31 protein-coding genes are annotated in these 25009 nt (G+C 40.0%); 15 read left to right on the top strand and 16 right to left on the bottom strand.

The features are described from left to right. Positions 1-5 precede the first annotated feature (5 nt). On the top strand, positions 6-1646 hold the full coding sequence (locus tag FTU70_RS09905; protein ID WP_180060529.1) for a pitrilysin family protein: 1641 nt from the start codon (positions 6-8) through the stop codon (positions 1644-1646). On the opposite strand, the gene FTU70_RS09900 is transcribed toward FTU70_RS09905, so the two are convergent. Both FTU70_RS09900 and FTU70_RS09895 read right to left on the bottom strand, forming a co-directional pair. Further along, positions 1543-1860, bottom strand: coding sequence for a hypothetical protein (locus tag FTU70_RS09900; protein ID WP_004976594.1), 318 nt, complete (start codon positions 1858-1860; stop codon positions 1543-1545). The two genes, FTU70_RS09905 and FTU70_RS09900, sit on opposite strands and share 104 nt — an antisense overlap. Before the next feature lie 126 nt (positions 1861-1986). Next, a complete protein-coding gene (locus tag FTU70_RS09895) occupies positions 1987-2346 on the bottom strand; it encodes a hypothetical protein (protein ID WP_004976597.1) in 360 nt (119 codons plus the stop codon). A gap of 219 nt (positions 2347-2565) precedes the next feature. On the opposite strand from FTU70_RS09895, the gene FTU70_RS09890 reads away from it, so the two are divergent. The 3 genes from FTU70_RS09890 to FTU70_RS09880 all read left to right on the top strand — a co-directional run bounded on the left by FTU70_RS09890 (position 2566) and on the right by FTU70_RS09880 (position 3879). Beyond that, positions 2566-2799 (top strand): hypothetical protein, encoded by a 234-nt coding sequence (locus tag FTU70_RS09890; RefSeq protein ID WP_004976599.1) that lies wholly within the window; start codon positions 2566-2568, stop codon positions 2797-2799. Positions 2800-2950: 151 nt separating this feature from the next. Then, the gene (locus FTU70_RS09885) at positions 2951-3325 is read left to right on the top strand and encodes a DUF2750 domain-containing protein (RefSeq protein ID WP_004976601.1); all 375 of its coding nucleotides are present in this window, start codon (positions 2951-2953) and stop codon (positions 3323-3325) included. A gap of 119 nt (positions 3326-3444) precedes the next feature. Continuing rightward, a complete protein-coding gene (locus tag FTU70_RS09880) occupies positions 3445-3879 on the top strand; it encodes a CBS domain-containing protein (protein ID WP_004976604.1) in 435 nt (144 codons plus the stop codon). A gap of 92 nt (positions 3880-3971) precedes the next feature. Here FTU70_RS09880 and trpB read toward each other — a convergent pair whose 3' ends face one another. The 9 genes from trpB to FTU70_RS09835 form a co-directional block, all read right to left on the bottom strand. Continuing rightward, entirely contained in the window at positions 3972-5180 is a 1209-nt protein-coding gene (trpB, locus tag FTU70_RS09875; protein ID WP_180060528.1) for a tryptophan synthase subunit beta, read from the bottom strand. Positions 5181-5285: 105 nt separating this feature from the next. Next, positions 5286-6473: a VWA domain-containing protein gene (locus FTU70_RS09870; protein ID WP_004976609.1), complete on the bottom strand. Its 1188-nt coding sequence runs from the start codon at positions 6471-6473 to the stop codon at positions 5286-5288. 14 nt (positions 6474-6487) lie between these two features. Next, complete coding sequence (locus FTU70_RS09865) at positions 6488-7339, bottom strand: MoxR family ATPase (protein WP_004976610.1); 852 nt, start codon at positions 7337-7339, stop codon at positions 6488-6490. Positions 7340-7361: 22 nt separating this feature from the next. Continuing rightward, positions 7362-7745: a hypothetical protein gene (locus tag FTU70_RS09860; RefSeq protein WP_096901448.1), complete on the bottom strand. Its 384-nt coding sequence runs from the start codon at positions 7743-7745 to the stop codon at positions 7362-7364. Between the two features lie 21 nt (positions 7746-7766). Then, entirely contained in the window at positions 7767-8075 is a 309-nt protein-coding gene (locus FTU70_RS09855) for a YcgL domain-containing protein (protein ID WP_004976615.1), read from the bottom strand. Positions 8076-8244: 169 nt separating this feature from the next. Continuing rightward, entirely contained in the window at positions 8245-9387 is a 1143-nt protein-coding gene (locus FTU70_RS09850; RefSeq protein ID WP_096901447.1) for an HRDC domain-containing protein, read from the bottom strand. A 272-nt stretch (positions 9388-9659) separates the two neighbouring features. Further along, entirely contained in the window at positions 9660-10256 is a 597-nt protein-coding gene (gene recR, locus FTU70_RS09845) for a recombination mediator RecR (protein WP_180060527.1), read from the bottom strand. 10 nt (positions 10257-10266) lie between these two features. Then, positions 10267-10596, bottom strand: a complete 330-nt coding sequence (locus tag FTU70_RS09840; RefSeq protein ID WP_180060526.1) for a YbaB/EbfC family nucleoid-associated protein — start codon at positions 10594-10596, stop codon at positions 10267-10269. A 31-nt stretch (positions 10597-10627) separates the two neighbouring features. Beyond that, complete coding sequence (locus FTU70_RS09835) at positions 10628-11815, bottom strand: O-succinylhomoserine sulfhydrylase (RefSeq protein WP_180060525.1); 1188 nt, start codon at positions 11813-11815, stop codon at positions 10628-10630. A gap of 151 nt (positions 11816-11966) precedes the next feature. On the opposite strand from FTU70_RS09835, the gene FTU70_RS09830 reads away from it, so the two are divergent. The 5 genes from FTU70_RS09830 to FTU70_RS09810 all read left to right on the top strand — a co-directional run bounded on the left by FTU70_RS09830 (position 11967) and on the right by FTU70_RS09810 (position 16217). Next, on the top strand, positions 11967-13061 hold the full coding sequence (locus FTU70_RS09830) for an alpha/beta fold hydrolase (protein WP_180060524.1): 1095 nt from the start codon (positions 11967-11969) through the stop codon (positions 13059-13061). Positions 13062-13074: 13 nt separating this feature from the next. Beyond that, entirely contained in the window at positions 13075-13947 is an 873-nt protein-coding gene (locus tag FTU70_RS09825) for an NAD(P)-dependent oxidoreductase (protein ID WP_180044297.1), read from the top strand. Between the two features lie 85 nt (positions 13948-14032). After that, positions 14033-14302, top strand: coding sequence for a YARHG domain-containing protein (locus tag FTU70_RS09820; RefSeq protein WP_004976631.1), 270 nt, complete (start codon positions 14033-14035; stop codon positions 14300-14302). Positions 14303-14340: 38 nt separating this feature from the next. Continuing rightward, complete coding sequence (locus FTU70_RS09815) at positions 14341-14754, top strand: HIT family protein (protein WP_178867793.1); 414 nt, start codon at positions 14341-14343, stop codon at positions 14752-14754. Positions 14755-15125: 371 nt separating this feature from the next. After that, entirely contained in the window at positions 15126-16217 is a 1092-nt protein-coding gene (locus FTU70_RS09810; protein ID WP_180060523.1) for a porin, read from the top strand. A 61-nt stretch (positions 16218-16278) separates the two neighbouring features. On the opposite strand, the gene FTU70_RS09805 is transcribed toward FTU70_RS09810, so the two are convergent. Both FTU70_RS09805 and FTU70_RS09800 read right to left on the bottom strand, forming a co-directional pair. Then, the gene (locus FTU70_RS09805) at positions 16279-16881 is read right to left on the bottom strand and encodes a YidB family protein (protein WP_180060522.1); all 603 of its coding nucleotides are present in this window, start codon (positions 16879-16881) and stop codon (positions 16279-16281) included. A 140-nt stretch (positions 16882-17021) separates the two neighbouring features. Further along, the gene (locus tag FTU70_RS09800) at positions 17022-17516 is read right to left on the bottom strand and encodes a DUF6231 family protein (RefSeq protein WP_004976635.1); all 495 of its coding nucleotides are present in this window, start codon (positions 17514-17516) and stop codon (positions 17022-17024) included. 34 nt (positions 17517-17550) lie between these two features. On the opposite strand from FTU70_RS09800, the gene FTU70_RS09795 reads away from it, so the two are divergent. Continuing rightward, positions 17551-18423 carry a DUF2797 domain-containing protein gene (locus FTU70_RS09795; RefSeq protein WP_131261455.1) on the top strand — a complete coding sequence of 291 codons (873 nt, stop codon included), beginning with the start codon at positions 17551-17553 and terminating at the stop codon, positions 18421-18423. An 81-nt stretch (positions 18424-18504) separates the two neighbouring features. Here the strand turns inward: FTU70_RS09795 and FTU70_RS09790 are convergent, their stop codons facing one another. From FTU70_RS09790 to FTU70_RS09780, 3 genes are all read right to left on the bottom strand, one after another. Continuing rightward, positions 18505-20376, bottom strand: coding sequence for a SurA N-terminal domain-containing protein (locus FTU70_RS09790; RefSeq protein ID WP_180060521.1), 1872 nt, complete (start codon positions 20374-20376; stop codon positions 18505-18507). A gap of 131 nt (positions 20377-20507) precedes the next feature. Beyond that, positions 20508-20780 carry an HU family DNA-binding protein gene (locus FTU70_RS09785; RefSeq protein ID WP_004976639.1) on the bottom strand — a complete coding sequence of 91 codons (273 nt, stop codon included), beginning with the start codon at positions 20778-20780 and terminating at the stop codon, positions 20508-20510. 224 nt (positions 20781-21004) lie between these two features. Beyond that, entirely contained in the window at positions 21005-21472 is a 468-nt protein-coding gene (locus tag FTU70_RS09780; RefSeq protein ID WP_180060520.1) for a phasin family protein, read from the bottom strand. 194 nt (positions 21473-21666) lie between these two features. Between FTU70_RS09780 and FTU70_RS09775 the strand changes: the two genes are divergently transcribed. The 5 genes from FTU70_RS09775 to iscA all read left to right on the top strand — a co-directional run bounded on the left by FTU70_RS09775 (position 21667) and on the right by iscA (position 24978). Then, positions 21667-22314 carry a hypothetical protein gene (locus FTU70_RS09775; protein ID WP_004976643.1) on the top strand — a complete coding sequence of 216 codons (648 nt, stop codon included), beginning with the start codon at positions 21667-21669 and terminating at the stop codon, positions 22312-22314. Positions 22315-22437: 123 nt separating this feature from the next. After that, positions 22438-22911: an Rrf2 family transcriptional regulator gene (locus FTU70_RS09770; protein ID WP_004976645.1), complete on the top strand. Its 474-nt coding sequence runs from the start codon at positions 22438-22440 to the stop codon at positions 22909-22911. Between the two features lies 1 nt (position 22912). After that, positions 22913-24130, top strand: a complete 1218-nt coding sequence (locus FTU70_RS09765) for an IscS subfamily cysteine desulfurase (RefSeq protein WP_136143974.1) — start codon at positions 22913-22915, stop codon at positions 24128-24130. Between the two features lie 104 nt (positions 24131-24234). After that, entirely contained in the window at positions 24235-24621 is a 387-nt protein-coding gene (gene iscU / locus FTU70_RS09760) for a Fe-S cluster assembly scaffold IscU (protein ID WP_004976649.1), read from the top strand. A 36-nt stretch (positions 24622-24657) separates the two neighbouring features. Continuing rightward, positions 24658-24978, top strand: coding sequence for an iron-sulfur cluster assembly protein IscA (gene iscA / locus FTU70_RS09755; RefSeq protein ID WP_004976650.1), 321 nt, complete (start codon positions 24658-24660; stop codon positions 24976-24978). The last annotated feature ends 31 nt before the right edge of the window (positions 24979-25009 follow it).

Here is a 25009-nt window from a genome sequence, read left to right as displayed (position 1 = left end):
TTTTCATGAAAAAACATCTATTCAGCACGCTTATTTTAAGCACTAGTTTTAGCCTATGTTCTGCTGGCTTTGCGATGGAAACTGCCACCAGAGCAGCGCATGATTTTGCTGAAACAGATGTAAGTACGCCTTTACAATCTTTGAGCTTGCTGCACAGTTTAAATGCCGTAAATGAATTGGTCGATGTTCGCGCTCCACAGGTATATGAATTAAAAAATCATCGACACGTACGCACTTTATTTGTCGAAAATCCTGCTTTGCCAATGGTTGATATCCAACTGACTTTTAATGCAGGTTCTGCCCGCGATGCAGAAATTGAAAAAGGTTTATTTGGCGTTGCCAATATGGCAGCCCAACTGATTGATGAAGGCACCAAGCGTTATAAGGCAGAGGAAATTGCCGCAGCCTTTGAAACCACAGGCGCACGTTTTAGTACCACGGCGTACCGCGATATGTTTGTGGTACGGCTAAGAACACTGTCTGATCCGCAGAAAATGCAAACTGCCGTCAAAATGATGCTGGAAATACTGAAACATGCAACTTTTGAGCGTTCTAATATCCAGCGTGTGCAAAGCAATACACAAATTGGGCAAAAACAACTGCAAGAAAATCCAAGCCGTTTAATGAATATTCGCTTATATCGCGCAATTTACGGACAACATGCCTATTCAGAACCCATTACAGGCACCAATGGCAGCATCAAACGGATTCAACCAAAGCACTTACAACAATTTAGAGATCAGTTTCTGGTCGCGCAAAATATGAACATTGCCATTACAGGCAAATTAACCTTAAAAGAAGCAGAAAAACTTGCCAATACCATCAGCGCACATATTGCCCAAGGTGTTGCAGCAACAGCTTTGCCACAGCCTACACCTGCAACACGTTTCAACATCCAGCATATTCCCTACCGGTCACAACAGGCGCATGTCAGTATTGCACAACTTGCGACTACACGGGATGATCCTGACTATTTGGCTTTAGAAATTGCCAATAAAATGCTGGGCGGCAGCAGTTTCAATTCAATTTTGATGAAAGAATTACGAGTAAAACGTGGCTACACTTACGGTGTTAGCAGTTCGTTTCGTTTTACCCAAGCAGCGGGTTTGTTTAGCTTAGGCTATTCTACGCGCCAAGATCAGTTACTCGATAGTATTCAAGTCGCTCACCAGAGCTTAATTCAGTTTGTACAACAACCTATGAATTTAGAACAATTAAAAGAAACCAAAGCAGGTTTAATTCGTGCATTTCCGAATCAATACAGCAGCAATGCCAGTATTAATGCCCAGCTTGGGCACATCGGTTTTTATCGACTTCCTGCAAATTATTTAAGTGATTATGCAGAACGAGTGGAAAAAGTTACCGCTGAAGATGTGCAACATGCAATTCGCAAACATTTGCATCCTGATCGTTTAACTTTAGTAATTGTGAGCGAACATTTAGATAAAGCCGCATTGGTAAAAATGCTGCAGGACAATTTACTCGCACCAACATCTTTAACACCGACACCGCACAATATGAATAACATGCCAACAGAAAAAATTACTCTTGCACCAAGGCAGGAAGTTGTTGAGCCCGATCTTGCTCCATTTGATGTGCCTGCATCAACTTTAAATAATGCACATAACGAATCGGACGTTGATTGAGTAAATGAACTGCCATGTCTTGGGTATTGGCATACATAGATTGTTGTGACAAACGCTCAACATTTTGAAATTGTTGCACCCCAACTGGGCGATAAAGCGCAACACTTGCTAAAGTTAAAATAATAAAAATGATACTCAGCACAACAATATTATAAATTTGCTCGAGTTTCAGTTGAGAAATAAATTGAATCGTTTTTTGAATTGCGTTGTGCATGACCTACCTCTAATCGCCTTAGTGTAGGATGCCCTTGTGAGATGTACAAGTTAAACAGCTCAATTTTACTGTATCGTCACAGTAAAAATTGAGCCTTTTTCTACAAATTCTACAAAGGATTTAGCTTTAGCCAATCGTGCCACGAATTACCGCAAAGTATAAAACCAATGCAATGACTGCAAGCACCAAGAAAATAGCAAATACACTGACACCGCCCTCTGCTTCGGCAGGATGCAGTTCATCTTCATCGGCAATACGGAGTAATTCACCATCATAATTACGATAAAACTCTATACGATCGCTTCGCTCTAAAGTTTTAGCAAAGTCAGCCACACGTTTACGTTGCGCCAAGCAGTATTCACCTAAATGAACATCTCGACGGAAAATTACCTCATCTAGTTTTTTACGGTGATGATGTGCCAACTCAATAATTTGAGAAGTCAATGGAGGTACATCAAAAGCACATCCGTCTACGGATCTTGTCATGTTGTTCTCCTTTTTTATCATGCTTAGAGCTTTAGTTTAATCAAAATTAAACTTGTTCAATGTTTAATCATGTAAACTTAAAACATGCTCATTAACCCCGATAATTATTTGACAATTCAATCAAATTGTAATATTAGTTTAACAATAAAGCGTTAAATTGATATGAAGCCTAAAAGGTAGGCTTAAATAAGTAATCATAATTACAATAAGGAGTTTAATATGATTCAAACGATCTCTCACCATGACTTAGAGCATGTTTATGCAAATGCAGTAAACACGATTCATTCACAAATGAACTTCCAAGACGCGGTAAAACAACTCGAAGAAGCTGCACGTGCAGGACATGGTAAAGCGGCAATGTTCTTAGCAGAACTGTATTATCAAGGTTTCCGCGTAGAACGTGATTCATTGAAAGCGCAATACTGGCAAAACATGGCCACCATGCAAGCATAATAAAACGTCACTTAGGTGGCGTTTTTTTTGACCCTTTTTTTAGATGCTCCAACCATAAATACATATTTGTTTACGATTTTAAGCAAAGCTTAAACGGTATATTCATCAATTCTTTTTACAATATAGCCAAATTTTACAACCTTGCTTGATTATGAATCAGATTAACCAACTCCACCCTTTACCAAAGGATTTTCTGCTTAAAGTTACACTATTAAAATCAATGATGTACTGCGGTGTACTTTGGGGTTTATTCCATCAAGGTTGGGCAATGAGTTCAGATCACGATGATTATATTTTCCCTTTTTGGTTAAATGCGGTACAAGCGCATAAATATGCTGCTAAACACTGGCCACAATATAGTCCTCGTAAAATTTCCGCGCAGGATTTTGAAACTTTTTTATTACCAACGCTCACCCGTTTAAATGTCACGCCAACCTTGTTTGGTTCGTCAAGTCAAAAAATTAAACTGACCACTTCACAAATGAAGCATTTCTTTTTTAATGAACCTGCGTTAAATATTGCTTAAATAAAAACTGAATAGAATTGACGTAAAAATCAACAATCGTGACTCTAAAGTATTTGCAATTTTTACAATTCACGTTACTTTAAAAGTCAAACAATAAACAACAAATCAGGACACAGAATATGACCAAGGTAACTCACGTTTTACAAGATAAAGCACATCACGAAATTTACACAATTCGCCCAGAAGCAACGGTTTTAGAAGCAATTAGTTTAATGGCTGAAAAAGGCATTGGTGCGTTGGTGGTTACCGATCAAAACAATCATGTGGTTGGTATTCTGTCTGAGCGTGATTACACCCGTAAAGTTATTTTGATGGAACGAACTTCTAAAAGCACAACGGTTAGTGAAATTATGACTGCTAAAGTACTGACCGTGACCAAAAACACCAGTGTGAAAGAATGCTTAAACTTAATTACTGACCATCATTTACGTCACTTACCTGTACTTGAAGGTGAGCAGTTGGTAGGTTTGGTGTCGATTGGTGACTTGGTGAAAGCGACTATGGATGATCAGCGCAAACTGATCGAGCAGTTACAACAATATATTGCAAGCTAAGACACTGTTTTATAAAACCTGCCAAATATAAAGTAAAGATAAAAAAACCGCCTAAACTTACACATTTAGGCGGTTTTTCATATTCAGTAGAATTAATTCAAACCTAATTTTTCTGCTACATAGTCTGAATCTTTATCACCACGACCTGAAAGATTAACCACAATTTTCACGTTTTTTGCCATTTTTGGTGCTTCACGTAATGCCCACGCCACCGCATGTGAGCTTTCCAAAGCAGGTACAATACCCTCTACACGTGACAACGTCATAAAGGCATCTAAACATTCTTGGTCAGTTGCCGTTGAATACTCCACGCGACCAATGTCTTTTAAGAAGCTATGTTGCGGCCCCACACCTGGATAATCCAAACCAGAGGCAATAGAGTGCACTGGCAATGGCTCACCATGTTCATCTTCAAGTACATAACACGCCATACCGTGAAGCTGGCCTGGTTTACCCAAAGTTAGGGTTGCAGAGTGTTGATCTGTATCTAAACCATGCCCTGCAGGCTCAACACCCACAAGTTTCACTTCTGCATCATTTAAGAATGCGGTAAATGCACCCACTGCGTTTGAACCACCGCCCACACATGCCACGATATAATCTGGATTTACTCCAAAGCGTTCTTGGCTTTGCATTTTAATTTCATCGCCAATAATTGCTTGGAAATCACGTACCATTTTTGGAAATGGGTGTGGGCCAACCACCGAACCAATTGCATAAATATAATTTTTCGGGTCTTTTAAGTATTCTTCAAAAGCGCTGTCCACTGCATCTTTTAAAGTGGCTGTACCGCGGGTCACTGAAATCAGGTTGGCACCTAGAATTTTCATTTTCACCACATTCGGGTGTTCTTTTTCAATATCCACCTGTCCCATGTGAATTTCACATGGAATGCCCACAAGCGCACATGCTGTTGCCAACGCGACACCATGCTGTCCCGCACCAGTTTCTGCAATGACTTTGGTTTTACCCATATATTTGGCTAGTAATGCCTCGCCTAAACAGTGGTTAATTTTATGTGCACCAGTATGGTTTAAATCTTCACGCTTTAAATAAATTTGCGCACCACCTAACTGTTCAGATAAACGCTTGGCATGGAATAAAGGACTTGGACGGCCAACATAGTGAGCAAACAAATCTTTTAATTCATTCTGAAATTCTGCCGTTTTACGAATTTCCTCATAAGCAACGTTAATTTCATCCATGGCTTCTTTTAAATGTGGTGGAATAAACTGCCCGCCATATTGCCCGAAAAAACCGTCTTCATTCGGTAATGCGATGCCATTGATTTGATGATCCATATCGATCCCCTCAGATTGAAATTCACGTTGCCTATCGTGTCTGCACTTACTTAGTCTTCGCCTAACAATCACTCAAAAGTTGAGTGATATTGACGAAAATGACGATTAACGCGCCAAATATTTAGTCATATCTTCAATGCCTTTTAAAGTCATTGGATACATATGATGTTCAAAAATTTGTTTAATTAAACCAATGGTATGTGTGTAATGCCAATAGCCTTCCTGTTCAGGATTCAGCCATGCGGTTTTTTCAAAATGCTGACGCAGACGTTGTAACCAAACTTGCCCTGCCTCATCATTCATATATTCTACCGAACCACCAATCGAATTCAGCTCATAAGGTGCCATACTCGCATCACCGACCACAATTACCCGATAGTCGCGTCCATAGGTATTCAACAAATCCCACGTATTCATACGGGTACTGCTACGGCGTAAATTGTCTTTCCAAACATAGTCGTATAAACAGTTGTGGAAATAAAAATATTCGAGGGTTTTAAACTCAGTTTTGGCCGCACTAAACAGTTTTTCACATTGGGCGATGTGTGCATCCATCGAGCCACCCACATCAAACAACATCAACACTTTGACGCGATTACGACGTTCTGGCACCAATTGCACATCTAAAATGCCCTGTTTGGCAGTTTCTCGGATAGTGCCATCAATATCCAATTCTTCAGCTGCACCTTGACGGGCAAATTTACGCAAACGACGCAGTGCCAATTGCATTTGTCGTGTACCTAAAATCTGTTCATCGTCTAAATTTCGATACTGACGCTGCTCCCAGACTTTAACAGCTGAACGCTTACGTCCAGGCCCACCAATGCGTACACCTTCAGGATGATCACCAAAAGCACCAAACGGTGATGTACCGCCCGTACCAATCATACGGTTGCCACCCTGATGCTTTTTATGCTGCTCGCGTAAACGCTCTTCCAGCATTTTCATCAATTCTTCTAAAGAACCTGCTTTTTTCAGCTCTTCGCGTTGTTCTGGCGTGAGATGTTTTTCTAATAGTTCTAAGTCGAACCAGTCTTTAGGCAATTGATGAACTTGCTGCAGTAAATCATCTAAATCAAAAGTGGAAATGCCATCAAAATAATCTTTCATGGCACGGTCAAACTTGTCAAAAAAACGCTCATCTTTGACCATGACGGTTTTAACAAGTTGATAGAATTCATCTTGATCTGCAAAAACCAGACCCGATGCCACCGCCTGATTTAAGTCAATCAATTCACGTGTGGTGACAGGTACACCGTAACGTCGCAAGGTATAAAACAAGCGCACGAACATGGCGTTGTCCTCCCTTAACGGCGCGACATAAAGGCTAAACGCTCAAGCAATTGCACATCTTGTTCATTTTTGATTAATGCACCGTATAAAGGCGGAATGGCTTTGCTTTTATCGCTATTACGCAAAATATCTTCCGGCATGTCATCTGCCATCAATAGGCTTAACCAATCAATTAATTCAGACGTAGATGGTGGTTTTTTTAAGCCCGGAACTTGGCGCAATTTAAAGAAAACTTGTAAAGCTTCTGAAACCAATGTGCTTGAAATATTCGGGAAATGCACATCGATAATATCGCGCATGGTCGCTTCATCTGGGAAATCAATATAATGGAAGAAACAACGACGTAAAAAAGCGTCTGGCAGCTCTTTTTCATTATTTGATGTGATGATCACGATTGGACGTTGTGTTGCCGTAATGGTTTCGCCTGTTTCATAAACATAAAACGACATTTTATCGAGTTCATGTAGCAGGTCATTTGGGAATTCAATATCTGCCTTGTCAATTTCATCAATCAACAACACACAGCGTTCTTCGCTGGTAAATGCTTCCCACAATTTCCCGGGTTTAATATAGTTTTTAACGTCATACACACGGTCATCGCCCAGTTGGCTGTCACGCAAACGCGACACTGCATCATATTCATATAAACCTTGCTGCGCTTTGGTGGTCGATTTAATGTGCCATGTAATCAACTTTAAACCCAAACTTTTAGCAACTTGCTCTGCCAATAAGGTTTTACCTGTACCTGGCTCACCTTTCACCAAAAGCGGTTTTTGCAAAGCACGTGCGGCTTTCACCGCAAGTTTTAAACTATCAGTCGCAATGTACTGATCTGTACCCGAAAATTGTTGCGCATCAACAGACATGATTTTACCTTAATTGTTTTAGTTACAGTGGTGAGGTATTTTTCTTGGCTTTATAAGTCGTTTGTTTAAGACAGTATCTTGACCAGAAATAACCGATCAATAAGCCAAGACCGATCACAAATAAAATGGCAGATAAATTAGACCAAACCAATGGGGTTTCTTTGGTTAAAACACCAAAAAGAAGTCCAAAGATGGCTGGGGCAAGTGCTGCATTGCTGCCTTCTGATACTGTTGGGGTAAGTAAAATTGCAAACAGCACAATCCAAGTGATACCACCTAACGGATTGGGCAAGCGTTTGGCAATTTCGTACCAGCACCATAAAATAATGGCACTCCCCAACAAATAAACAGAAACAGCAATTGCAGTTTCAGGAATTGAATCCAATCCAGTCATCACACTATTCATTTCTCAACTCCTGAATAAAGCTTAAGCACCACGTAAACCTTCTGGTTCAACGGCATTTGGGTTAATTAAGCCTTCTGGTGGCACTTGAATAAAGAAGCCACGTGTTTGAATAGAATCCATGACATGCAAAACATTCACACGTGCCAACTTACGGCTTTCAGACAGTTGCAAATCCATTACAAATGTCGCACGACCAAATGCAACTCGCATTGGCTCAGGTAAAACCTCTAGCGGGTTAAACGCTTCTGCTTGATCTTCAGTTTGCTCAGGACGGGCGATGTATAAATACATCTCATCTTTTTTGCTCGATTTATAAATTGAACAGTGCATAAACAACAAAACTCTAAAAACTCAGGCAAAGGATACAACAAAAAAAACCGAGATACATTAACCATTATTAACGCATTGGTCTATGTTTACACTCAAACAAAGAATGGCGTGAAAATTCATCCATTTTCAGGTGAAAAACGGCTTTATTTAAAATGTGGATCGGTTTGATTTATTCAGCAACTTTCATCTGACCAGACAAATAACGCTCGTCGGCATGTAAAACTTCAATTAAAGGCTTGGTGAGTAATTCATAACGCCAACCTAACAAATAGTTAGGCAAATCTTGCTCATCGTTATGAAATACCACATGCTGATAAAGCGCATTGAGCCATTTTTTACGCAGCAAAACTTCTTTTGGAATTTGAGTTTCCTGTACGGCACGTTGAATCACCTGTTCTACATTTTCGCCCACTTCTTTTGAAGAATGACGAATTGGTCGCGCCATACGTAATGGCCATTGTGATTGATCAGGCAAATATTTAATTAAATCTAAAATAGTTTTGCCATGTTCACGCACAATATGCGCACGTAAATCTTTAATAGTACTGAGCTGGAACTGATTTTTAGGATTTTTCTCGACCAAGTCCAGCATAGTAGAATTACGCAAAATAAAACTACGTGGTTGGTTTAAGGCTTTTACCATTTGCTCACGCCAAACGGCCAATTGTTGCAATTGCATGAGTTGACGGCGTGAATGACGATAGTTGCCCACATCCTGATACAACAACTCTAAAGGTGTTTCTTCACCAATTTCCTGAGTTAAATTGCGGCAATCTTCTTGTGCAAAATCCAGTAAATAATTTTGTTTTAAGTCGGTTTGTACCTTATCTGCCAATTGCATTAGATACAACACATCATTGGCAGCATAATTTAACTGCTCATCGGACAACGGACGTGCAAGCCAGTCTGAGCGAGTTTGCCCTTTATCAATATCGACATTGAGCATGGTTTTTAAAGCGTTTTGATAACTGACTTGTAAACCATGCCCTAAAAATGACATGCCAACTTGGGTATCAAACACGTTATCTAAGTTTTTTTGCTGCGCGTAATGATAAATTAAATCAATATCTTCACCGCAGGCATGAAAAATATTTTGCTGCGCTTGAAACAGTTTTTCCCAAAATGCACTTAAATTTAACGAAGTCCCATCTAACAAATAGACCTGATCATTCACATTAATTTGGAATACACCCAATTTTGGCCATAAAGTATCGACCTTAATAAATTCGGTGTCTAAACCATAAATGCTGTTTTGGCTCATTAATGCCAAGACATTTTCAAAGTCTTTTTGTTGGTGAATAAATTGGAACATAGCGAGCAGGTAAAACAGGATTCTCTAGGGGTTCATTTTAAACATTAAATAGCATTTAGCTATAAAAATATGTCCAGTATTTTCAATTTTTATCTTATTTCTAAGTCGATACAGTGAAAATTTAAATTTTTTATCGTTTTTTTATCTTAATTTGATTTTTATTGGCTTTAAAGGCAAGTAATCCTTTTTGTGGATGATTTATCAATTGATTATTCATATAAAATAGCCACACATGCGAAATAAACATACACATGAAATAAGCACCTAAATGCTTATTTCATTCGCATCCGATTATGCACCGCCTGACTTAAAGTATGACTATCGACATATTCAAGTTCGCCACCTTGCGGCACACCTTGCGCGATACGGGTCATCTGCACAGGCAAATGTTTGGTCGCTTCTACCAAATAGTGTGCTGTCGCCTGACCTTCTACGGTTGCATTGGTCGCCAAAATCACCTCAGTAATGTTGCCATCACTTAAACGCTGAACCAAATATGGAATACCAATTTCGTCAGGCCCAATGCCATCTAATGGCGATAAGTGCCCACCTAAAACATGGTATTTGCCACGAAAACTGCCACTTTGCTCAATCGCCATGACATCGGCTGGAGATTCCACCACGCAAAGTAAGTGTGCATCACGGTCATACGAAGCACAAATATTGCAGACTTCATCTTCCGTTAATGAATGACAAATCGAACATTCATGAATATAGCTAGTGGCTTCGTTCAAAGCATGAGCCAAACCGACTGCACCTTCTCTATTTTTCATAATCAGGTGCAATGCCATGCGTTGAGCCGATTTTGGCCCAACACTTGGCAAAATGCGTAGCGCTTGTACCAGTTGATCAAAACGATCACTAAACATACGCCGTTCCTTAGAATAAACCTGCCAAGCCCGGTGGCAAGCCCATGCCTGAGTTTGCAGACTTCATTTTTTCTTCAGAAATTGCTTCGGCTTGACGGGCAGCATCATTCATTGCAGCGGCAATCAAATCTTCAATCATCTCTGCATCGTCTTGCAATAATTCAGGGTTGATTTCAATGCGTTTGACCACATTACGGCAAGTCATCGTCACTTTCACTAAACCACCGCCCGCTTCTGCATGCACTTCAGTTTGCGCAAGTTCTTCTTTGGCTTTTTTAATGTTGTTTTCCACTTCTTTTTGCATGCGCTGTGCTTGCTGCATCAACATATTAATGTTCATAAAAATCTCCGAACAAATGATCTATTTAGTTTTAAATGAGGTCTAAACCGCGCTCGATGTCGCGAATAATATCATCAATATCTTCCAAGCCAACAGAAACACGAATTAAACCTTCGCTGATACCTGCTGCTTGTTTGGCTTCTGGGGTCATTCTGCCATGCGATGTTGTTGCAGGATGGGTAATGGTTGATTTTACATCGCCCAAATTACTGGTGATAGATAGGAAGCGTGTGTTGTCAATCACAGTCCACGCGCCTTCACGCTCGCCTTTCACCACAAAAGATACAACACCACCAAAGCCAGACTGTTGTTTTTTCGCCAACTCATGCCCCGCATGATGCGGCAGACCTGCATAATACACTTTTTCAACTTTTGGATGTGCATCTAGCCACTCGGCAAGTTTTTGTGCGCTAGCGCAATGTGCTTTCATCCGCAGGCTTAAAGTTTCTAAACCTTTTAAGAAAATCCATGCGTTAAATGGACTTAATGAGTTACCCAAAGTACGAATCACACCGTTGATTTCTTCAACCAGTTTATCTTTGCCAACAACCGCACCACCCAAAGCACGCCCCTGACCATCAATATATTTGGTTGATGAATAAATAATAAGGTCTGCACCAAATTTTAGTGGTTGTTGCAAAACGGGCGTACAGAAAGTGTTATCTACCGCAAATAACGCACCATGTGCATGTGCAATATCGGCAATCGCTTGCAAGTCACCCACCTGAGCCAATGGATTTGATGGTGTTTCAATAAATAACAAACGCGTATTTGGACGAATCGCTTGCTTCCAACTGTCTAAATCTTCTAAATCAACAAAAGTGACATCGACACCAAACTTCATCACGTATTTTTCAAATAGTGAAATGATCGAGCCAAATACAGCACGTGAACAGACTACATGATCACCCGCTTTAAGATAAGCCAAAGTGATCGCATGAACGGCCGCCATACCCGAACTTGTCGCAACCGCACGTTCTGCACCATCTAATACTGCCAAGCGTTTTTCAAAAGCCTGTACAGTTGGATTGGTATAACGTGAATAGGTATTGCCTTCAATTTCACCTGAGAATTTTGCAGCTGCATCGGCAGCATTTTTACAAACAAATGATGAAGTCAGGAAAATTGGCTCACTGTGTTCGCCTTCAATTGTACGGTTGTGTCCGGTACGAATTGCCAAAGTATCTAATTGATATTCAATGTCGTCGTGTTGACTCATCTTTACTGCTCAGCCCTAAACTTAGTCCTAAGACCTGTTTGTTAAATAATTGCCAACATTTTGAGCGCCAAGCGCATTTAAGGTCAAGGTAAAATGTATAAATATCGCTTAGACTTCATTCAAATCGGCGCCACGTGTGATGGAACACCTCATGAATCAGCTACAAAGAAAATTTAATCCGCACCGAAAAAAGCTTAAAAACCTCAGCATTCGCTTATTTAAAAGCCGTGATTTGATCTTATCTCAGACCACGCCATACGACATCGTGGCACGTTATAAGTATGCGCAGATTCGCTATTACGCTTCGCCAGATAAGCAATATAAAGAGCCGCTGGTTTTTGTTGCGCCTTTAGCAATTACCATGTCGATTTATGACTTATATCCTTATCGCTCTTTAGTGAAACATTTTCAGCATAGCGGTTTTGATGTGTATTTGGTTGATTGGGGACAATTGACCTATCAACATTGTCATTTAAATTTTATGGCTTTTATTCAGGATGCAATCCCTAATTGTATTCAACTCATTTTACAACACGCCAAAGTCGAACAAATTTCACTACATGGTTGGAGTATGGCGGGTATTTTTGCCATGCTTTATACCGCCGACCAACAAACAACTCATATTAAAAACTTGATGGTTTTGGGTAGCCCTGTAGATAGCTATGCTTCGGGGCGGGTTGGTAAACTCTTTCAACTGACCAATCAACTGATTTCTAAATATCCCAAATTGCAACATGCCTTTTATTCAGGAAAAATTCCAAAGCATTTAATTCATACACCGGGTTTAATCAATGCGATTGGTTTTAAGATTTTAGACCCTAGAGCATGGCTGGAAAGCAATAAACAGATGCTGTCGAATCTGCACGACTTACAAACCTTGCATGAAAACGCAACTTTAGCCAATTTTTTAAATAATATGATTGATTATCCGGGTGGGATTAATCAGGACATGGTATTGAATGTATGGCTGCAAAACCCACTCAAACAAGGTCATATTCAACTCAAACAACATCAGATAGACCTTAAAAATATTCATTGTTCACTTTTGGTCGGTGCGGGTGATAGCGATCAAATTGTCACTGCTGAAGCTGCTCAACCTTTATGTGAATTGACAAGTAGTACCGATGTCACGTTTACTCTTATTCCAGGTGGACATTTGGGTTTAATGTCCAGTCAAAAAAGTGCCAATGAATTCTGGCCTAAACTGACCACTTGGTTAGAACAACGATCTAGCAAAATTGCATAAAGAGAGCAAAAACATGATTCAATCTGTTGCATTTATTGGCTTAGGCGCAATGGGCTACCGCATGGCAGCCCATTTACCTAAACATTTTGATACGGTCTATGTCTGGAATCGTAACTTTGCCAAAGCCGAGCAACATGCTGCTGAATATGGCACACAAGCGGTTGAATTGGCTCAAGCGGTGCAAGCAGATATTATTTTTTCTTGCTTGCCTACCAGTACCGAAGTTGAAAACCTGATTGCACAAGTTCCGCTGAAAGCAGGTTCAGTCTGGGTCGATTGCACCAGTGGCGTACCCGAAAGTGCTAAAAAATTGGTACAACAACTTGAAACACAACAGATCGACTTTTTAGATGCACCTGTAAGTGGACAAACGATTGGTGCAGAAAATGCCACCTTAACAGTCATGATTGGTGGTAAAGCAACTGCTTTTGAAAAAGCCTTACCTGCAATTCAGGCTTTTGGTAAAGTGATTCAGCATGTGGGTGAACCTGGTGCTGGCTTTGCCGTAAAAGCGGTGAATAATATGTTAATGGCAGTGAGTTTGTGTGCTGCAGCTGAAGGTTTTACCACCTTAAAAGCACATGGCGTAAACTTAAATCAGGCCTTGCAATGCATAAATGCTTCAAGTGGTAAAAGCGCAGTAACGGAAATGATTTTGCCGCAGCGAGTACTGAATCGCGCTTTTCCAAATACTTTTGCACTCCCTTTACTGGCTAAAGACACAGGTATCGCATTAGATTTAGTCCATGAAGCAGCTTTGCCTGCACCTGTATTGGCTTTAACCCAAAGCCTGATTCAAGCAGCGAATTTAACCGCAGAAAAAGACAGTGATTTTTCCACTGCTGTGAAAATGTATGAATTATGGAGTAATATTACCCTAGAGTAAGAACTCGCCATTGAATATACAGCCATAAACCCAATAATGTGTATTAAGTGGCTAGTCACACCATCATTAAATAGAGGAAACTCTTATGAACAAGTTTAGCATTGCCGTATTTGCAAGCCTTGCAACTTTAATTGGGGCAAGTTCAACTACTTTTGCATCTGAACAAGAATGTCAGAAACTGAAAAATGACCACGATGTTATTTATGCATCTAAAGGGTTCTGCTTCAAAGACCCAGAAGCTAAAGCACGTTTTGGTAATGACAACTGCTATACAACCAAACCTAAGTTTTCTGAAAAAGAACAACAACGTCTTGACGCAATCAAAGAACGTCAAAAAGAACTGAACTGTAAATAACCGTTCTGAAATATCAAAGCTGAATTTAAGGAATCATAATGGCTTACGATGATCAAAATATTTTTGCAAGAATTCTACGTGGCGAACTTCCTGCAATTAAAGTGTATGAAGATGACCAAGTTCTTGCGTTTATGGACATCATGCCGCAAGCCGATGGTCACACTCTTGTGATTCCTAAAACACCTGCGGTGACTTTACTGGACTTACCTGCAGATGCAGCGGCTTATACTATTCAAATTGTGCAAAAAATTGCGAAAGCTATGCAGCAAGCTTTGGGTGTAGATGGTATCGTGTTAATGCAATTGTCAGGTACTAGTGCAGGTCAAACTGTCCCTCACGTGCATTTTCATTTAATTCCAACCTCGGTTCATCAACTTGGGAAACATGCTGCACAAATGGGCGATCAAGAAAAAATTAAAGCCCAAGCGGAAAAAATTAAAGCAGCACTTTAAATATTTCAAAAGTGTCATACAAAATGAATGGAGCAGCTGCTCCATTTTTTATTTAAATACAATTCAAATACTTAAAAATAAATCACAATTATTAGACCTCTTGCGAAAGTATAGTTTTATCTAATTTTTGAATTGGCTAAAAGCTCATAAAATATAGCTTTCGGGTGATTAAAATGTCATTAACGCAAGAAGTCTATTTATTACATTTTATTACCCGTCATCAAATTGTAATTTTTTCTTCACTTCAATGTCACAAAGTTTACAGATACTGCTTAGCAAGTTGGTGAGCTTGTGTAACTTTTTGTACACAAGCTAACTAAATAAGAAAGCAAGGCGAATGCCATTTTTAAAAGTGTTTTGGAGAAATCTTGATGAAAAAATTGCTTCTAGCAGCTACTGTTGCAGCAATGGGTGTAAGCGCAGCACAAGCAGCACCAACTTTGTACGGCAAACTGAATGTATCTTTAGATCAAGTAGATAACCATGACTTTCAAGGTAATGATGTTACCGAGTTAAGCTCTCATTCTTCACGCATTGGCGTTAAAGGCGAAGAAAAATTAACTGACAACTTATCTGCGGTGTATCAAGCTGAATGGGCTGTTTCTACAGATGGTGCTGGTTCAGATACGGACTGGAGCACACGTAACCGCTTCTTAGGTCTTAAATGGGCTGATATTGGTACATTAAAAGCTGGTCAATATGACTCTTATTTCAAAACAGCTGCTGGCAGTGCTCAAGATATTTTCAATGACCACACTCGCCTTGATATGGGTAAAGTGTTACATGGTGAAGAGCGTCTTAAGAACGTAATTGGCTTTGAAACTGACAAAAAATTACTTGGTGGTGTTCAATTCAACATCATGGCACAGCAAGGTGAAAATACTGCATCTGAGTACACAACAGAAGATCGTGACAGTTTTGGTGACGCAATTTCAACCTCTTTAAGCTATGACAACAAAGACTTAGGGCTTGCTTTAGCTATCGCTGCTAACATGGGCGTACAAGGCGATTATGCAGCGTATAGTTTAAAAGACGTTGAATCAGATGCTGTACGTGTAACAGGTTCTTATAACTTCAAGGCAGCTGGTTTACCAGGTTTAACTTTAGGTGCTCTATGGCAACAAGCTGAACTTTCAGACTCACCTTCTGCTGCTGTATTAGCTGCTGCTAAATTAAAATCAGCTGCTGCATCGTTGGAAGAACAAGCTATGGCTGTCACTGCAGCATATAAATTTGCTAATACTCCTTGGACAGTTAAAGCTGAATACATTACTGCAGAAACAACAGCGACTGGTGTAAAAGATCGCACAATTGATCAATACGGTCTTGGTGTTGACTATCACTTCAACAAACAAGCGCGTATGTATGGCGTATTAGCATCTCAAGAACGCGACTGGGAAACTGGCGTTGGTAAAGATGACACAATGACTGTATTCGGTCTTGGTATGGAATATAACTTCTAATCTTAAGATTAAAGTGAATTCTACAAATAAAAGGGCTTATGCCCTTTTATTTTTTCTTAATTTAACGCTTTAAAAACCCAGACACCAAATTCATCACTTGTTGAATATCATCATTGGCTTCTTGCTTACTGGTTTGCTCACCTTGTGGTGTCAATGAATCAATAATTTGCGGCAATACTGCAGAAATCGTATTATAAATATCTTGCTTTGGCGCCTGAGTTTGCTGTGCGACCTGCTCTACATCGGCATCATCAAATAAACTTTGTACTTGTTCAGCACCTACATGCGCATTTTCACCTGGGCCTGTAGACACCCAATCATCCACCTGACTGGTTAAGCCTTGTCCTTTGAGTTTATCCAAAGCACCTTGCAAGCCACCCTGTTTTTGAATCCATGCCAACACCAAAGGCAAAACTGCAATCAATAAACTTTGTGTACCTGAAGCACCTGTAGCAGAAGGCTGTTGTTGCCCACCTAACTGACCTAGTACCGAACCAAAAATGCCACCCAAGCCGCCTTGCGCAGATTGTTGGTTATTACCACCAAGTTGCCCCAAAACCGAACCTAAAATACCACCCAATCCGCCTTGAGATTGATTAGATTGCTGATTCGCGCCCAATGCCTGCTTTGCTAAAATTTCAACAATATTGCTTAAATTGGTCATTTTATTTTCCTCATAATGCCCTTATGACAGCATACGAAGTTTTGACTGAATTGCGCGCTTGAAATTGTTAAATTTTGCAATATCCTAAATTTATGTGAATTAATTATCATTATTAGAATTTTGTGATCGTAATTCAGCACTTACCAGCGGAATTTATCCCAATTTTCAGGGTTTGCCCAAAACTTAGAATTAAACCAATCAGGCACGTGCTTATAAGTCAAAATATTAAATTGCCATAAGCACAAATGATGCTGCTCAAAGCGATGTTCAATCAATTGCGTAAAACCAAGCGCTCTAAGCAATTGCTCATCTTCACGCGCAGCAATCACCACAATACGTTTTGCCAATAAATCACGTAGCTTCACCAAAATTTGCGAGGTGTGTTGTGGTGTCTGCGCAGCAAAATCGGCAGCATCTAAAAATACAACTGCCAAATCAAAACGTTGGGTAAAAGGCAGATTTAAAAATGCCAATGCGCTAAAATACTGCCATTGGATAGTTGGCTGCTCATCAGCCGCTTGATTGTTATACTTCGGGCTTGCTTCAATATTTTGCCCTATACACAATGCAGTAGAAATTGGCTGTTGTTGAGATAAATCATCAATTAATGCTTGAATTAAACGCATTTCAGCCATCACTGCATTCCTTCATTTTCGAGAGAGTATTCTTATGGAACTACAAGGCATTTGCCATAAAATGCACGCAGGTCTTAAGGACCATAGTGTAACTGATGAACAGGTACACAAGGCAAATGTTGAATATAAATTTATTCTAGACCGTGCAGAAATTGACCTGCCTTTTCAGCTTGGGCAAGAACTTGAACTGGAATGGACGGGCAATATTTATTGTGTTTCTTGTGGTGTGAAAACACCAAAATCCTATTCGCAAGGACATTGTTTCAAGTGTTTTAAAACCAAAGCATCTTGCGATATGTGCATCATGAAGCCTGAGACCTGTCACTATCATTTAGGTACCTGTCGTGAAGATAGTTTTGCTCAAGAAGTCTGCTTTCAACCGCACATCGTATATTTAGCCAATTCAAGTGCTTTAAAAGTGGGAATCACCCGTTTAGGTCAAATGCCAACACGTTGGCTAGATCAGGGCGCAACTCAAGCCTTGCCAATTATGAAAGTCGGCTCACGCCGTTTATCTGGGCAATTGGAAGTTATGTTTGGTACACAAGTCGCAGATAAAACCGACTGGCGCAAACTACTCAAAGGCGAAGCAGAGCCGCTAAACCTAATTGAAGTGCGTGAACAACTGATTGAAGAGTTTGCGCCTAAAATTCAGACCATTCGTGATGAGTTTAGTCAAAACCTTGAATTCAACGAAACGGTAGAGCTTTTAGATCAGGAACTTCCGCGTGAATTTGTGTACCCTGTAGAACAGTATCCTGAGAAAATTAAATCGCATAACTTAGATAAAACCCCAATCATTCGCGGCAAACTGCAAGGAATTAAAGGGCAATATTTAATCTTGGATACAGGTGTCATCAACATTCGTAAATACACAGGTTATGAGCTAAAAATTCGCGCTGAATAAATCTTGAAACTGCTTACTTAATCATTTTAGATGCACAAAAAAACCAGCAAATTTGCTGGTTTTTTTGTAGATGTTCATCACTTATTTGATTTTCGCTTTCGATTTCAAATATTGCGTATAGTCATCTAGCTCTTGTTGAGCACGTAATTGTTGATACAACTGCGCTAACTCTTTCAGTTGCTCAGGCGTTAAAGCATTCGATGTAGTATCGTTTACATTTGATACAGCTACCACCACCAATTCATTTGGTATAGATGCTGTTGTTACTGACCACATACCATCTTTAGGCGCAAGCACACTAAATGCAGCACGTTCAATTTCACGCTTTAACAAACCATCTGCACGGGTGAATGTGCCTGCATTTTCAAAACGGATTTGGTTTTTCGCCAAAACGGTCGCTGCAGGTTGAGTTTTAAAGGCATCCAACGCAGCTTGAATATCTTTTTTCGCTGCATCAAAGGCTTTTTTCTCAATCAGTTTAGCTTTTACGCGGGGTGTTGCTTCTTCTAAAGTTTGCACACCTGCGGCATGGTAATTACGCACTTTCACCCATACCACATCGCCATTGGCTAAAGTAATGTTACTCGATGCGTTGCGATCGCCATTTTTCACATCATCATTAAACAATTTAACTTTGACAGATGGCTGGCTTAAAACAGGATGCTGCGCCGCCAAAGTTAAACCATTAACAGATTCGACTTTGGCCGTTTTCACTTCTTCTGCCACAACATCTAAAACATCACTACTCACCACCAATTCATTTAAGCTGTTGATGGTATCGGTATACGCATTTTCAGTTTTGGCTTTTTGCAACTCTGCCATTAAACGTGCTTTTTGAGTTTCAAACGCAGGGACTTGAACTGTAGCACCTTCTGTTTGAATCACATGATAGCCATATTGAGTTTTAATCGGCTGTGATACTTCACCAGATTTTAAGCTACCCACGGCTTTGTCAAAGGCATCGCCAAATACGCCTGCTTCATAACCTGCAACCTCACCACCTTTGGCTTTAGACTCAGGATCATCCGAATACTTTTGTGCAGCTGCAGTAAAGCTTGTACCTTGCTTAATTTCAGCTGCGGCTTGCTCTGCAAGTTTTTTAGCTGCGGCATCATCACGCGCATCGGTGGTGATTAAAATATGTTTCACTGTCGGTACAGCAGCACCTTTTTGAGTTTCGACAAACTTTTGATAAGCCTGTTGTAACTCTGCGTCAGTGACAGCCGTATTTGCAGGTGCAATATTGGCTGGAGTCACCACAATGTAATCGACATCAACGCTAGCAACCTGTTTAAAGGCATTGGCGTGCTGTTCATAATACGCAGCAATCTCTTGTGCATTTGTGGTGATGTTTTTCTTGTAGTCATCTAACTTAATGCTAGATAAATGCAAAGTACGTTGCTGGGTTTGTAAATTGGCAATTTGCTGAATATCAGACGGGCTAACTAAAGCATAATCGGTAAAGCTAGCACTCAGCATTTTTAACGCATGGTCTTGGCGTAAATTTGCCACAAGCGCCTGATTGGTCATGCCTACAGATTGCAGATAGTTCGCATACAAGCTTTCAGAAAACTTGCCATCTTGTTGGAAATTCGGTTGCTGTGCAATCATTTGTTCAATTTGTGCATCGCTCAAAGAAATCCCTAATTTCTCAGCTTGTTGTAATAACAAGGTACGTGCAACCAACGTATCTTTGGCTTTGTTTTGAATATAATTTTGATTCAATAGTGTTTCATCACCATTGGTATAGGCCAAGTATTGTTCTTTCAAGGAATTGGTCAGATTATCTAATTCTCGTTTTGAAATTTGCTGACCATTGACTGTTTGTGCAGTGTCTTCAGACTGACCTCCACTAAAATATCCTTCAATACCTACAAGTGCTAAAGGGGTCAAGAACAAGACGAGCAAAACTTTGCCCAACCAACCCTTAATAACTTTACGAAAAGATTCCATAAGTATTCCAATATTTTATTTGTGCGAGATTTTAACTGAAAACCCTCAACGAATGAATGCGTTGAAGCCGTTTATTGACATTATTAATAAAAAACGCGCCAATTGGCGCGCTTTCTTGGCATTTTAAAAGATTATGCTACTGAATCTTTTAAACCTTTACCCGCTTTAAAGCTTGGTACTTTGCTTGCTTTAATTTCAAGTGTAGCACCTGTTTGTGGGTTACGACCTGTGCGAGCAGCACGCTCTTTCACATTAAATGTACCAAAACCAACGAGGGTTACAGTATCACCCGCTTTAAGCGCTTCAGTAATAGAAGCAATTGTTGCGTCTAAGGCCTTACCTGCATCAGTCTTAGACAATCCCCCTTTCTCTGCAATTGCATCGATTAATTCTGATTTATTCATGAAAATTACGTCCTCTTAATATCGTTTATTTAAGGTCCAGAGATTTAATTTAAATTACCGTAACGCCTTTATAGCAATGCTTTGAGGGTAAAAGCAATACTCCCTGCACGCTTTTATGCAAAATAAATGGTAAAAACGATGGAACTATTAGGGAGTGTTGCGTTTCAACCTAAAATACCTAATGTATATTAAAACAGCATCTTTTTAGTACGTTATGTAGGCAATTACTTTTTCGCAACATCTTCTTTTAATTGTTTATTTTCCTCAATCAACGCATCTACTTTGGCATGCAATTGGAGTACCAATTGCTCTAAATGTTGCAAGTCTTTTGCTGTCACTAAGCCAATTCTATTTAACGAATGATTTACGCTTAGGTCAATTAAACGTTCAACTTTATCTTTAGTATCAATGACCGACTCTTTGGCTTTTTCAGACACTTTTTCAACTGTTTGATCGGCAATTTCTGTAGTTTTAGATTCTAATTCCTCACCCACCTTGACCAGAGAGTCAAACAATTTATTGCCTTCTTCTTCTGCGCGTGAAAATGCACCTAAACCTGCTAGCCAAATTTGCTTGGTATATTTACGAAAATCGAGTGATGATTTACGTCCTGAGCGTAATTTATCTTTATTTTTCAATGTGGTTTCTGATTCAAGCAAATGCTCTTCTACGCTATCCGTCGTTTTTTCCATGAACCTCTCTCCTGCTTATTTATGCACACATAAATGTAATAAACCTACAAAATGCTTTCATAATAGCAAATTAAATACTTGATCGTTTTGCTAAACTGTTCTACAAAGCAAGATTATTCGCTGCGCTTCTTAGAATGTATTCTCAACGAAGCGCAAAACAAGGAATTCAACTTTAGATTTAGGGACTTGATTTTATGAGTGATTCGCAACAAAGACAAAGTAATCCACATTTGTTGCTGACCATGCTCATGATTGTGCTGGAAACAATTTTTAGCTTTATTCTAAAACATGATCGTGTGGTCGCTTTGCAGGCTAAAAAGTTTGTCGACCAGAAAATCACCATTAAAATTAATAGCTATATTCCTTATTTCGACATTTACGTGGAATTCAATCCAAACGGCATCTTATTTGACAGCAAAGCACCTGAACAAGCTGTCGATTTAGATGTGCGCACCACCCTCATAGATTTATTTAAAATCTTTATTTTAGGTAATCGTCGCAGTATTAAACACATGCGTATAGATGGTGACATTACCCTTAAAGATGAGTTTCGTGATCTAATTTTGCATTTTAGTGCACCCAAAGTTTTAGCTGACTGGAAACAATGGCTGAAAGAAGCACCGCAAGAACAAGAAGTGATTGGTTCTAAAAAGCGCATTGCCCCACTTTTAGACAAAATTGATGAACAACGCTCTAAGATCAACACCCTACAAGTTGAGCTTAAACAGCATAAAAACCGTATTCGTCGGATTGAACGTCGTCAAAAGCGCATTAACATCGTCTTTGGTGTAATAACAGTACTATTAATTACGTTATTAGTGTATAATTTATGGATCGTTTAAACGCATTAAAATATCAAGAAAAACAGCGTAAATCCTCGCGCACAATATCACAATAAAATACTTGACTAATTTAGTCGGGATTCATAGAATACCCATATCTAGTCTAATCATGTGTATCGAATCATGCGCTTAACAACTCGCGGTCGCTACGCAGTGACTGCTCTACTTGATTTAGCTTTGCAGCCAACTGAACAAACGATCACGCTTGCTGAAATTGCAGCCCGTCAAACTATTTCTGTTGCTTATCTTGAGCAGTTATTCGCAAAACTTAAGCGCCACGGCTTAGTGTCTAGTGTTCGCGGTGCTAACGGTGGTTACCATTTAGCACGTAGTGCAAATGAAATCACTGTGCTAGAAATCATTGAAGCCGTAAACGAAACTGTTGATGCAACGCGTTGCGACCATAAAGGCAACTGTCAAAATGGTGCAATGTGCTTGACTCACGACTTATGGCAGGAACTCTCCCATCATATTGCCGACTATCTCGCTAAAATCTCACTTGCTGATTTAGTTGCGCGTGACAACGTACAAACTGTTGCCATTCGCCAGAACACAGCACCGTTTGATTCAGCTCTGTTATCGGTTACAGGTATTTGACATGAAACGTCCAATTTATCTTGACTACGCAGCAACCACTCCTGTAGATCCTCAAGTTGCAGAACGCATGATGGAGTGCCTGACTTTTGATGGGACTTTCGGTAATGCCGCTTCTCGTTCGCACGCTTATGGCTGGCAAGCAGAAGAAAAAGTTGAATATGCACGTGAACAAGTTGCGAACTTGATCAAAGCAGACCCACGTGAAATCGTGTGGACTTCTGGTGCAACAGAATCAGATAACCTTGCACTGAAAGGCGTAGCGCAATTCTATGCGTCTAAAGGCAAACACATTATTACCTCTAAAATTGAACACAAAGCCATTTTAGATACCTGCCGTGAGCTTGAATCTGAAGGTTTTGAAATCACCTACTTAGAGCCACAACCACAAACAGGTTTAATTACCCCTGAAATGGTTGAAGCAGCAATTCGTCCAGACACCATTTTAGTGTCGTTGATGATGGTCAATAACGAAATTGGTACGATTACCGATGTCGCTGCAATTGGCGAAATCACCCGTGCCAAAAAAATCTTCTTCCACGTTGATGCTGCGCAAGCTGCAGGTAAGGTAGAAATTGATTTATCTACCTTAAAAGTAGACTTAATGAGCTTCTCTGCACACAAAATCTATGGCCCTAAAGGTATTGGTGCGCTATTTGTACGCCGCAGTCCACGCGTACGCTTAAAAGCACAAATGCATGGTGGCGGTCATGAGCGTGGCATGCGTTCAGGCACACTTGCAACCCACCAAATTGTAGGTATGGGCGAAGCATTTGAACTTGCAGGCAAAAACTTGGCTTCTGAACAAGCCCGTTTACGTGTATTGCGCGACAAACTTTGGAATGGCTTGAACACCATGGAACAAGTTTTCCTGAATGGTCACCCAACACTAAACGTAGCCAACTATTTAAACGTCAGCTTCAACTTTGTTGAAGGTGAATCTTTAATGATGTCTCTTAAAGATGCTGCGGTATCTTCAGGTTCTGCGTGTACTTCAGCGACTTTAGAGCCATCTTATGTATTACGTGCACTAGGTCTTTCAGACGAACTTGCACACAGCTCAATTCGTTTCAGTTTTGGTAAATACACCACTGAAGAAGATATTGATCATGTCCTAACTGTGACTAAAGCTGCTGTTGAAAAGTTACGTGAACTTTCACCGCTTTGGGATATGTATAAAGAAGGGATTGACCTTTCTAAAGTAGAATGGACTGAACACTAATTCATCCCAAATCTAATGGCTTTGACAGGAAGCCATTAGATTGATAAAGGTAATTTCACCCCCATATTTATATTAAGGCTGACCCCGAGGTTTGGAGAAGCGACATGGCTTATAGCGATAAAGTAATTGATCATTACGAAAACCCTCGTAATGTTGGCGTTTTAGACAAAAATGCTGAAAACGTTGGTACAGGTATGGTGGGCGCACCTGCATGTGGCGATGTAATGCGTCTGCAAATTCAAGTGAATGACGAAGGCGTGATTGAAGAAGCACGTTTCAAAACTTATGGTTGTGGTTCTGCCATTGCTTCAAGTTCTTTGGTTACTGAGTGGCTTAAAGGTAAAACTTTAGATGAAGCACAAGCGATCAAGAACATTGATATTGCTACCGAACTTGCCCTTCCACCAGTGAAAGTACACTGCTCTGTATTGGCAGAAGATGCAATTAAAGCTGCTGTAGAAGACTATCGCAGCAAAAAGACCAAAGCTTAATTTGCTAAGTTTTGTGGAAAAACAAACGGAGTTTTCATGATCAATTTAACTGAAAATGCTGCAACTCATATCAGCAATTACTTAAAGAATCGCGGTAAGGGTCAAGGTATTCGCGTTGGTGTGAAAACTTCAGGCTGTTCTGGTTTGGCTTATGTACTCGAATTTGTAGATGAAGTCGATACGCACGACCAAATGTTTGAACAGTTTGGTGTTAAAGTTTTCGTTGATCCGAAAAGCCTAGTTTACCTAGATGGCATGGAAATGGACTATGTCAAAAATGGTTTAAACGAAGGTTTCGAGTTTAACAACCCCAATAAAAAAGGTGAATGTGGCTGCGGTGAATCGTTCACGGTATAACGCCACCTCCCTCTTTTTAGCTTAAAACAGT

The organism is Acinetobacter sp. YH12135 (assembly GCF_013418565.1).
Classification (GTDB): domain Bacteria; phylum Pseudomonadota; class Gammaproteobacteria; order Pseudomonadales; family Moraxellaceae; genus Acinetobacter; species Acinetobacter towneri.
The sequence above is the reverse complement of the archived record's forward strand: the minus strand, read 5'-3'. Positions and strand labels throughout refer to the sequence as shown.

Excerpts from the sequence above, each read along its gene's own strand:
- FTU70_RS09860 (WP_096901448.1), bottom strand. The coding sequence starts at position 7,745 with ATGAATAGTGTGATGACTGGATTGGATTCAATTCCTGAAACTGCAATT.
- trpB (WP_180060528.1), bottom strand. The coding sequence starts at position 5,180 with ATGGATCATCAAATCAATGGCATCGCATTACCGAATGAAGACGGTTTT.
- FTU70_RS09880 (WP_004976604.1), top strand. The coding sequence starts at position 3,445 with ATGACCAAGGTAACTCACGTTTTACAAGATAAAGCACATCACGAAATT.
- FTU70_RS09800 (WP_004976635.1), bottom strand. The coding sequence starts at position 17,516 with ATGGCTGAAATGCGTTTAATTCAAGCATTAATTGATGATTTATCTCAA.
- FTU70_RS09840 (WP_180060526.1), bottom strand. The coding sequence starts at position 10,596 with ATGAACATTAATATGTTGATGCAGCAAGCACAGCGCATGCAAAAAGAA.
- FTU70_RS09855 (WP_004976615.1), bottom strand. The coding sequence starts at position 8,075 with ATGCACTGTTCAATTTATAAATCGAGCAAAAAAGATGAGATGTATTTA.
- FTU70_RS09890 (WP_004976599.1), top strand. The coding sequence starts at position 2,566 with ATGATTCAAACGATCTCTCACCATGACTTAGAGCATGTTTATGCAAAT.
- FTU70_RS09820 (WP_004976631.1), top strand. The coding sequence starts at position 14,033 with ATGAACAAGTTTAGCATTGCCGTATTTGCAAGCCTTGCAACTTTAATT.
- FTU70_RS09850 (WP_096901447.1), bottom strand. The coding sequence starts at position 9,387 with ATGTTCCAATTTATTCACCAACAAAAAGACTTTGAAAATGTCTTGGCA.
- FTU70_RS09885 (WP_004976601.1), top strand. The coding sequence starts at position 2,951 with ATGAATCAGATTAACCAACTCCACCCTTTACCAAAGGATTTTCTGCTT.
- FTU70_RS09785 (WP_004976639.1), bottom strand. The coding sequence starts at position 20,780 with ATGAATAAATCAGAATTAATCGATGCAATTGCAGAGAAAGGGGGATTG.
- recR (WP_180060527.1), bottom strand. The coding sequence starts at position 10,256 with ATGTTTAGTGATCGTTTTGATCAACTGGTACAAGCGCTACGCATTTTG.
- FTU70_RS09775 (WP_004976643.1), top strand. The coding sequence starts at position 21,667 with ATGAGTGATTCGCAACAAAGACAAAGTAATCCACATTTGTTGCTGACC.
- FTU70_RS09905 (WP_180060529.1), top strand. The coding sequence starts at position 6 with ATGAAAAAACATCTATTCAGCACGCTTATTTTAAGCACTAGTTTTAGC.
- FTU70_RS09870 (WP_004976609.1), bottom strand. The coding sequence starts at position 6,473 with ATGTTCGTGCGCTTGTTTTATACCTTGCGACGTTACGGTGTACCTGTC.
- FTU70_RS09780 (WP_180060520.1), bottom strand. The coding sequence starts at position 21,472 with ATGGAAAAAACGACGGATAGCGTAGAAGAGCATTTGCTTGAATCAGAA.
- FTU70_RS09830 (WP_180060524.1), top strand. The coding sequence starts at position 11,967 with ATGAATCAGCTACAAAGAAAATTTAATCCGCACCGAAAAAAGCTTAAA.
- FTU70_RS09895 (WP_004976597.1), bottom strand. The coding sequence starts at position 2,346 with ATGACAAGATCCGTAGACGGATGTGCTTTTGATGTACCTCCATTGACT.
- FTU70_RS09790 (WP_180060521.1), bottom strand. The coding sequence starts at position 20,376 with ATGGAATCTTTTCGTAAAGTTATTAAGGGTTGGTTGGGCAAAGTTTTG.
- FTU70_RS09805 (WP_180060522.1), bottom strand. The coding sequence starts at position 16,881 with ATGACCAATTTAAGCAATATTGTTGAAATTTTAGCAAAGCAGGCATTG.
- FTU70_RS09795 (WP_131261455.1), top strand. The coding sequence starts at position 17,551 with ATGGAACTACAAGGCATTTGCCATAAAATGCACGCAGGTCTTAAGGAC.
- FTU70_RS09825 (WP_180044297.1), top strand. The coding sequence starts at position 13,075 with ATGATTCAATCTGTTGCATTTATTGGCTTAGGCGCAATGGGCTACCGC.
- FTU70_RS09770 (WP_004976645.1), top strand. The coding sequence starts at position 22,438 with ATGCGCTTAACAACTCGCGGTCGCTACGCAGTGACTGCTCTACTTGAT.
- FTU70_RS09810 (WP_180060523.1), top strand. The coding sequence starts at position 15,126 with ATGAAAAAATTGCTTCTAGCAGCTACTGTTGCAGCAATGGGTGTAAGC.
- FTU70_RS09835 (WP_180060525.1), bottom strand. The coding sequence starts at position 11,815 with ATGAGTCAACACGACGACATTGAATATCAATTAGATACTTTGGCAATT.
- FTU70_RS09900 (WP_004976594.1), bottom strand. The coding sequence starts at position 1,860 with ATGCACAACGCAATTCAAAAAACGATTCAATTTATTTCTCAACTGAAA.
- FTU70_RS09815 (WP_178867793.1), top strand. The coding sequence starts at position 14,341 with ATGGCTTACGATGATCAAAATATTTTTGCAAGAATTCTACGTGGCGAA.
- iscU (WP_004976649.1), top strand. The coding sequence starts at position 24,235 with ATGGCTTATAGCGATAAAGTAATTGATCATTACGAAAACCCTCGTAAT.
- FTU70_RS09765 (WP_136143974.1), top strand. The coding sequence starts at position 22,913 with ATGAAACGTCCAATTTATCTTGACTACGCAGCAACCACTCCTGTAGAT.
- FTU70_RS09865 (WP_004976610.1), bottom strand. The coding sequence starts at position 7,339 with ATGTCTGTTGATGCGCAACAATTTTCGGGTACAGATCAGTACATTGCG.
- iscA (WP_004976650.1), top strand. The coding sequence starts at position 24,658 with ATGATCAATTTAACTGAAAATGCTGCAACTCATATCAGCAATTACTTA.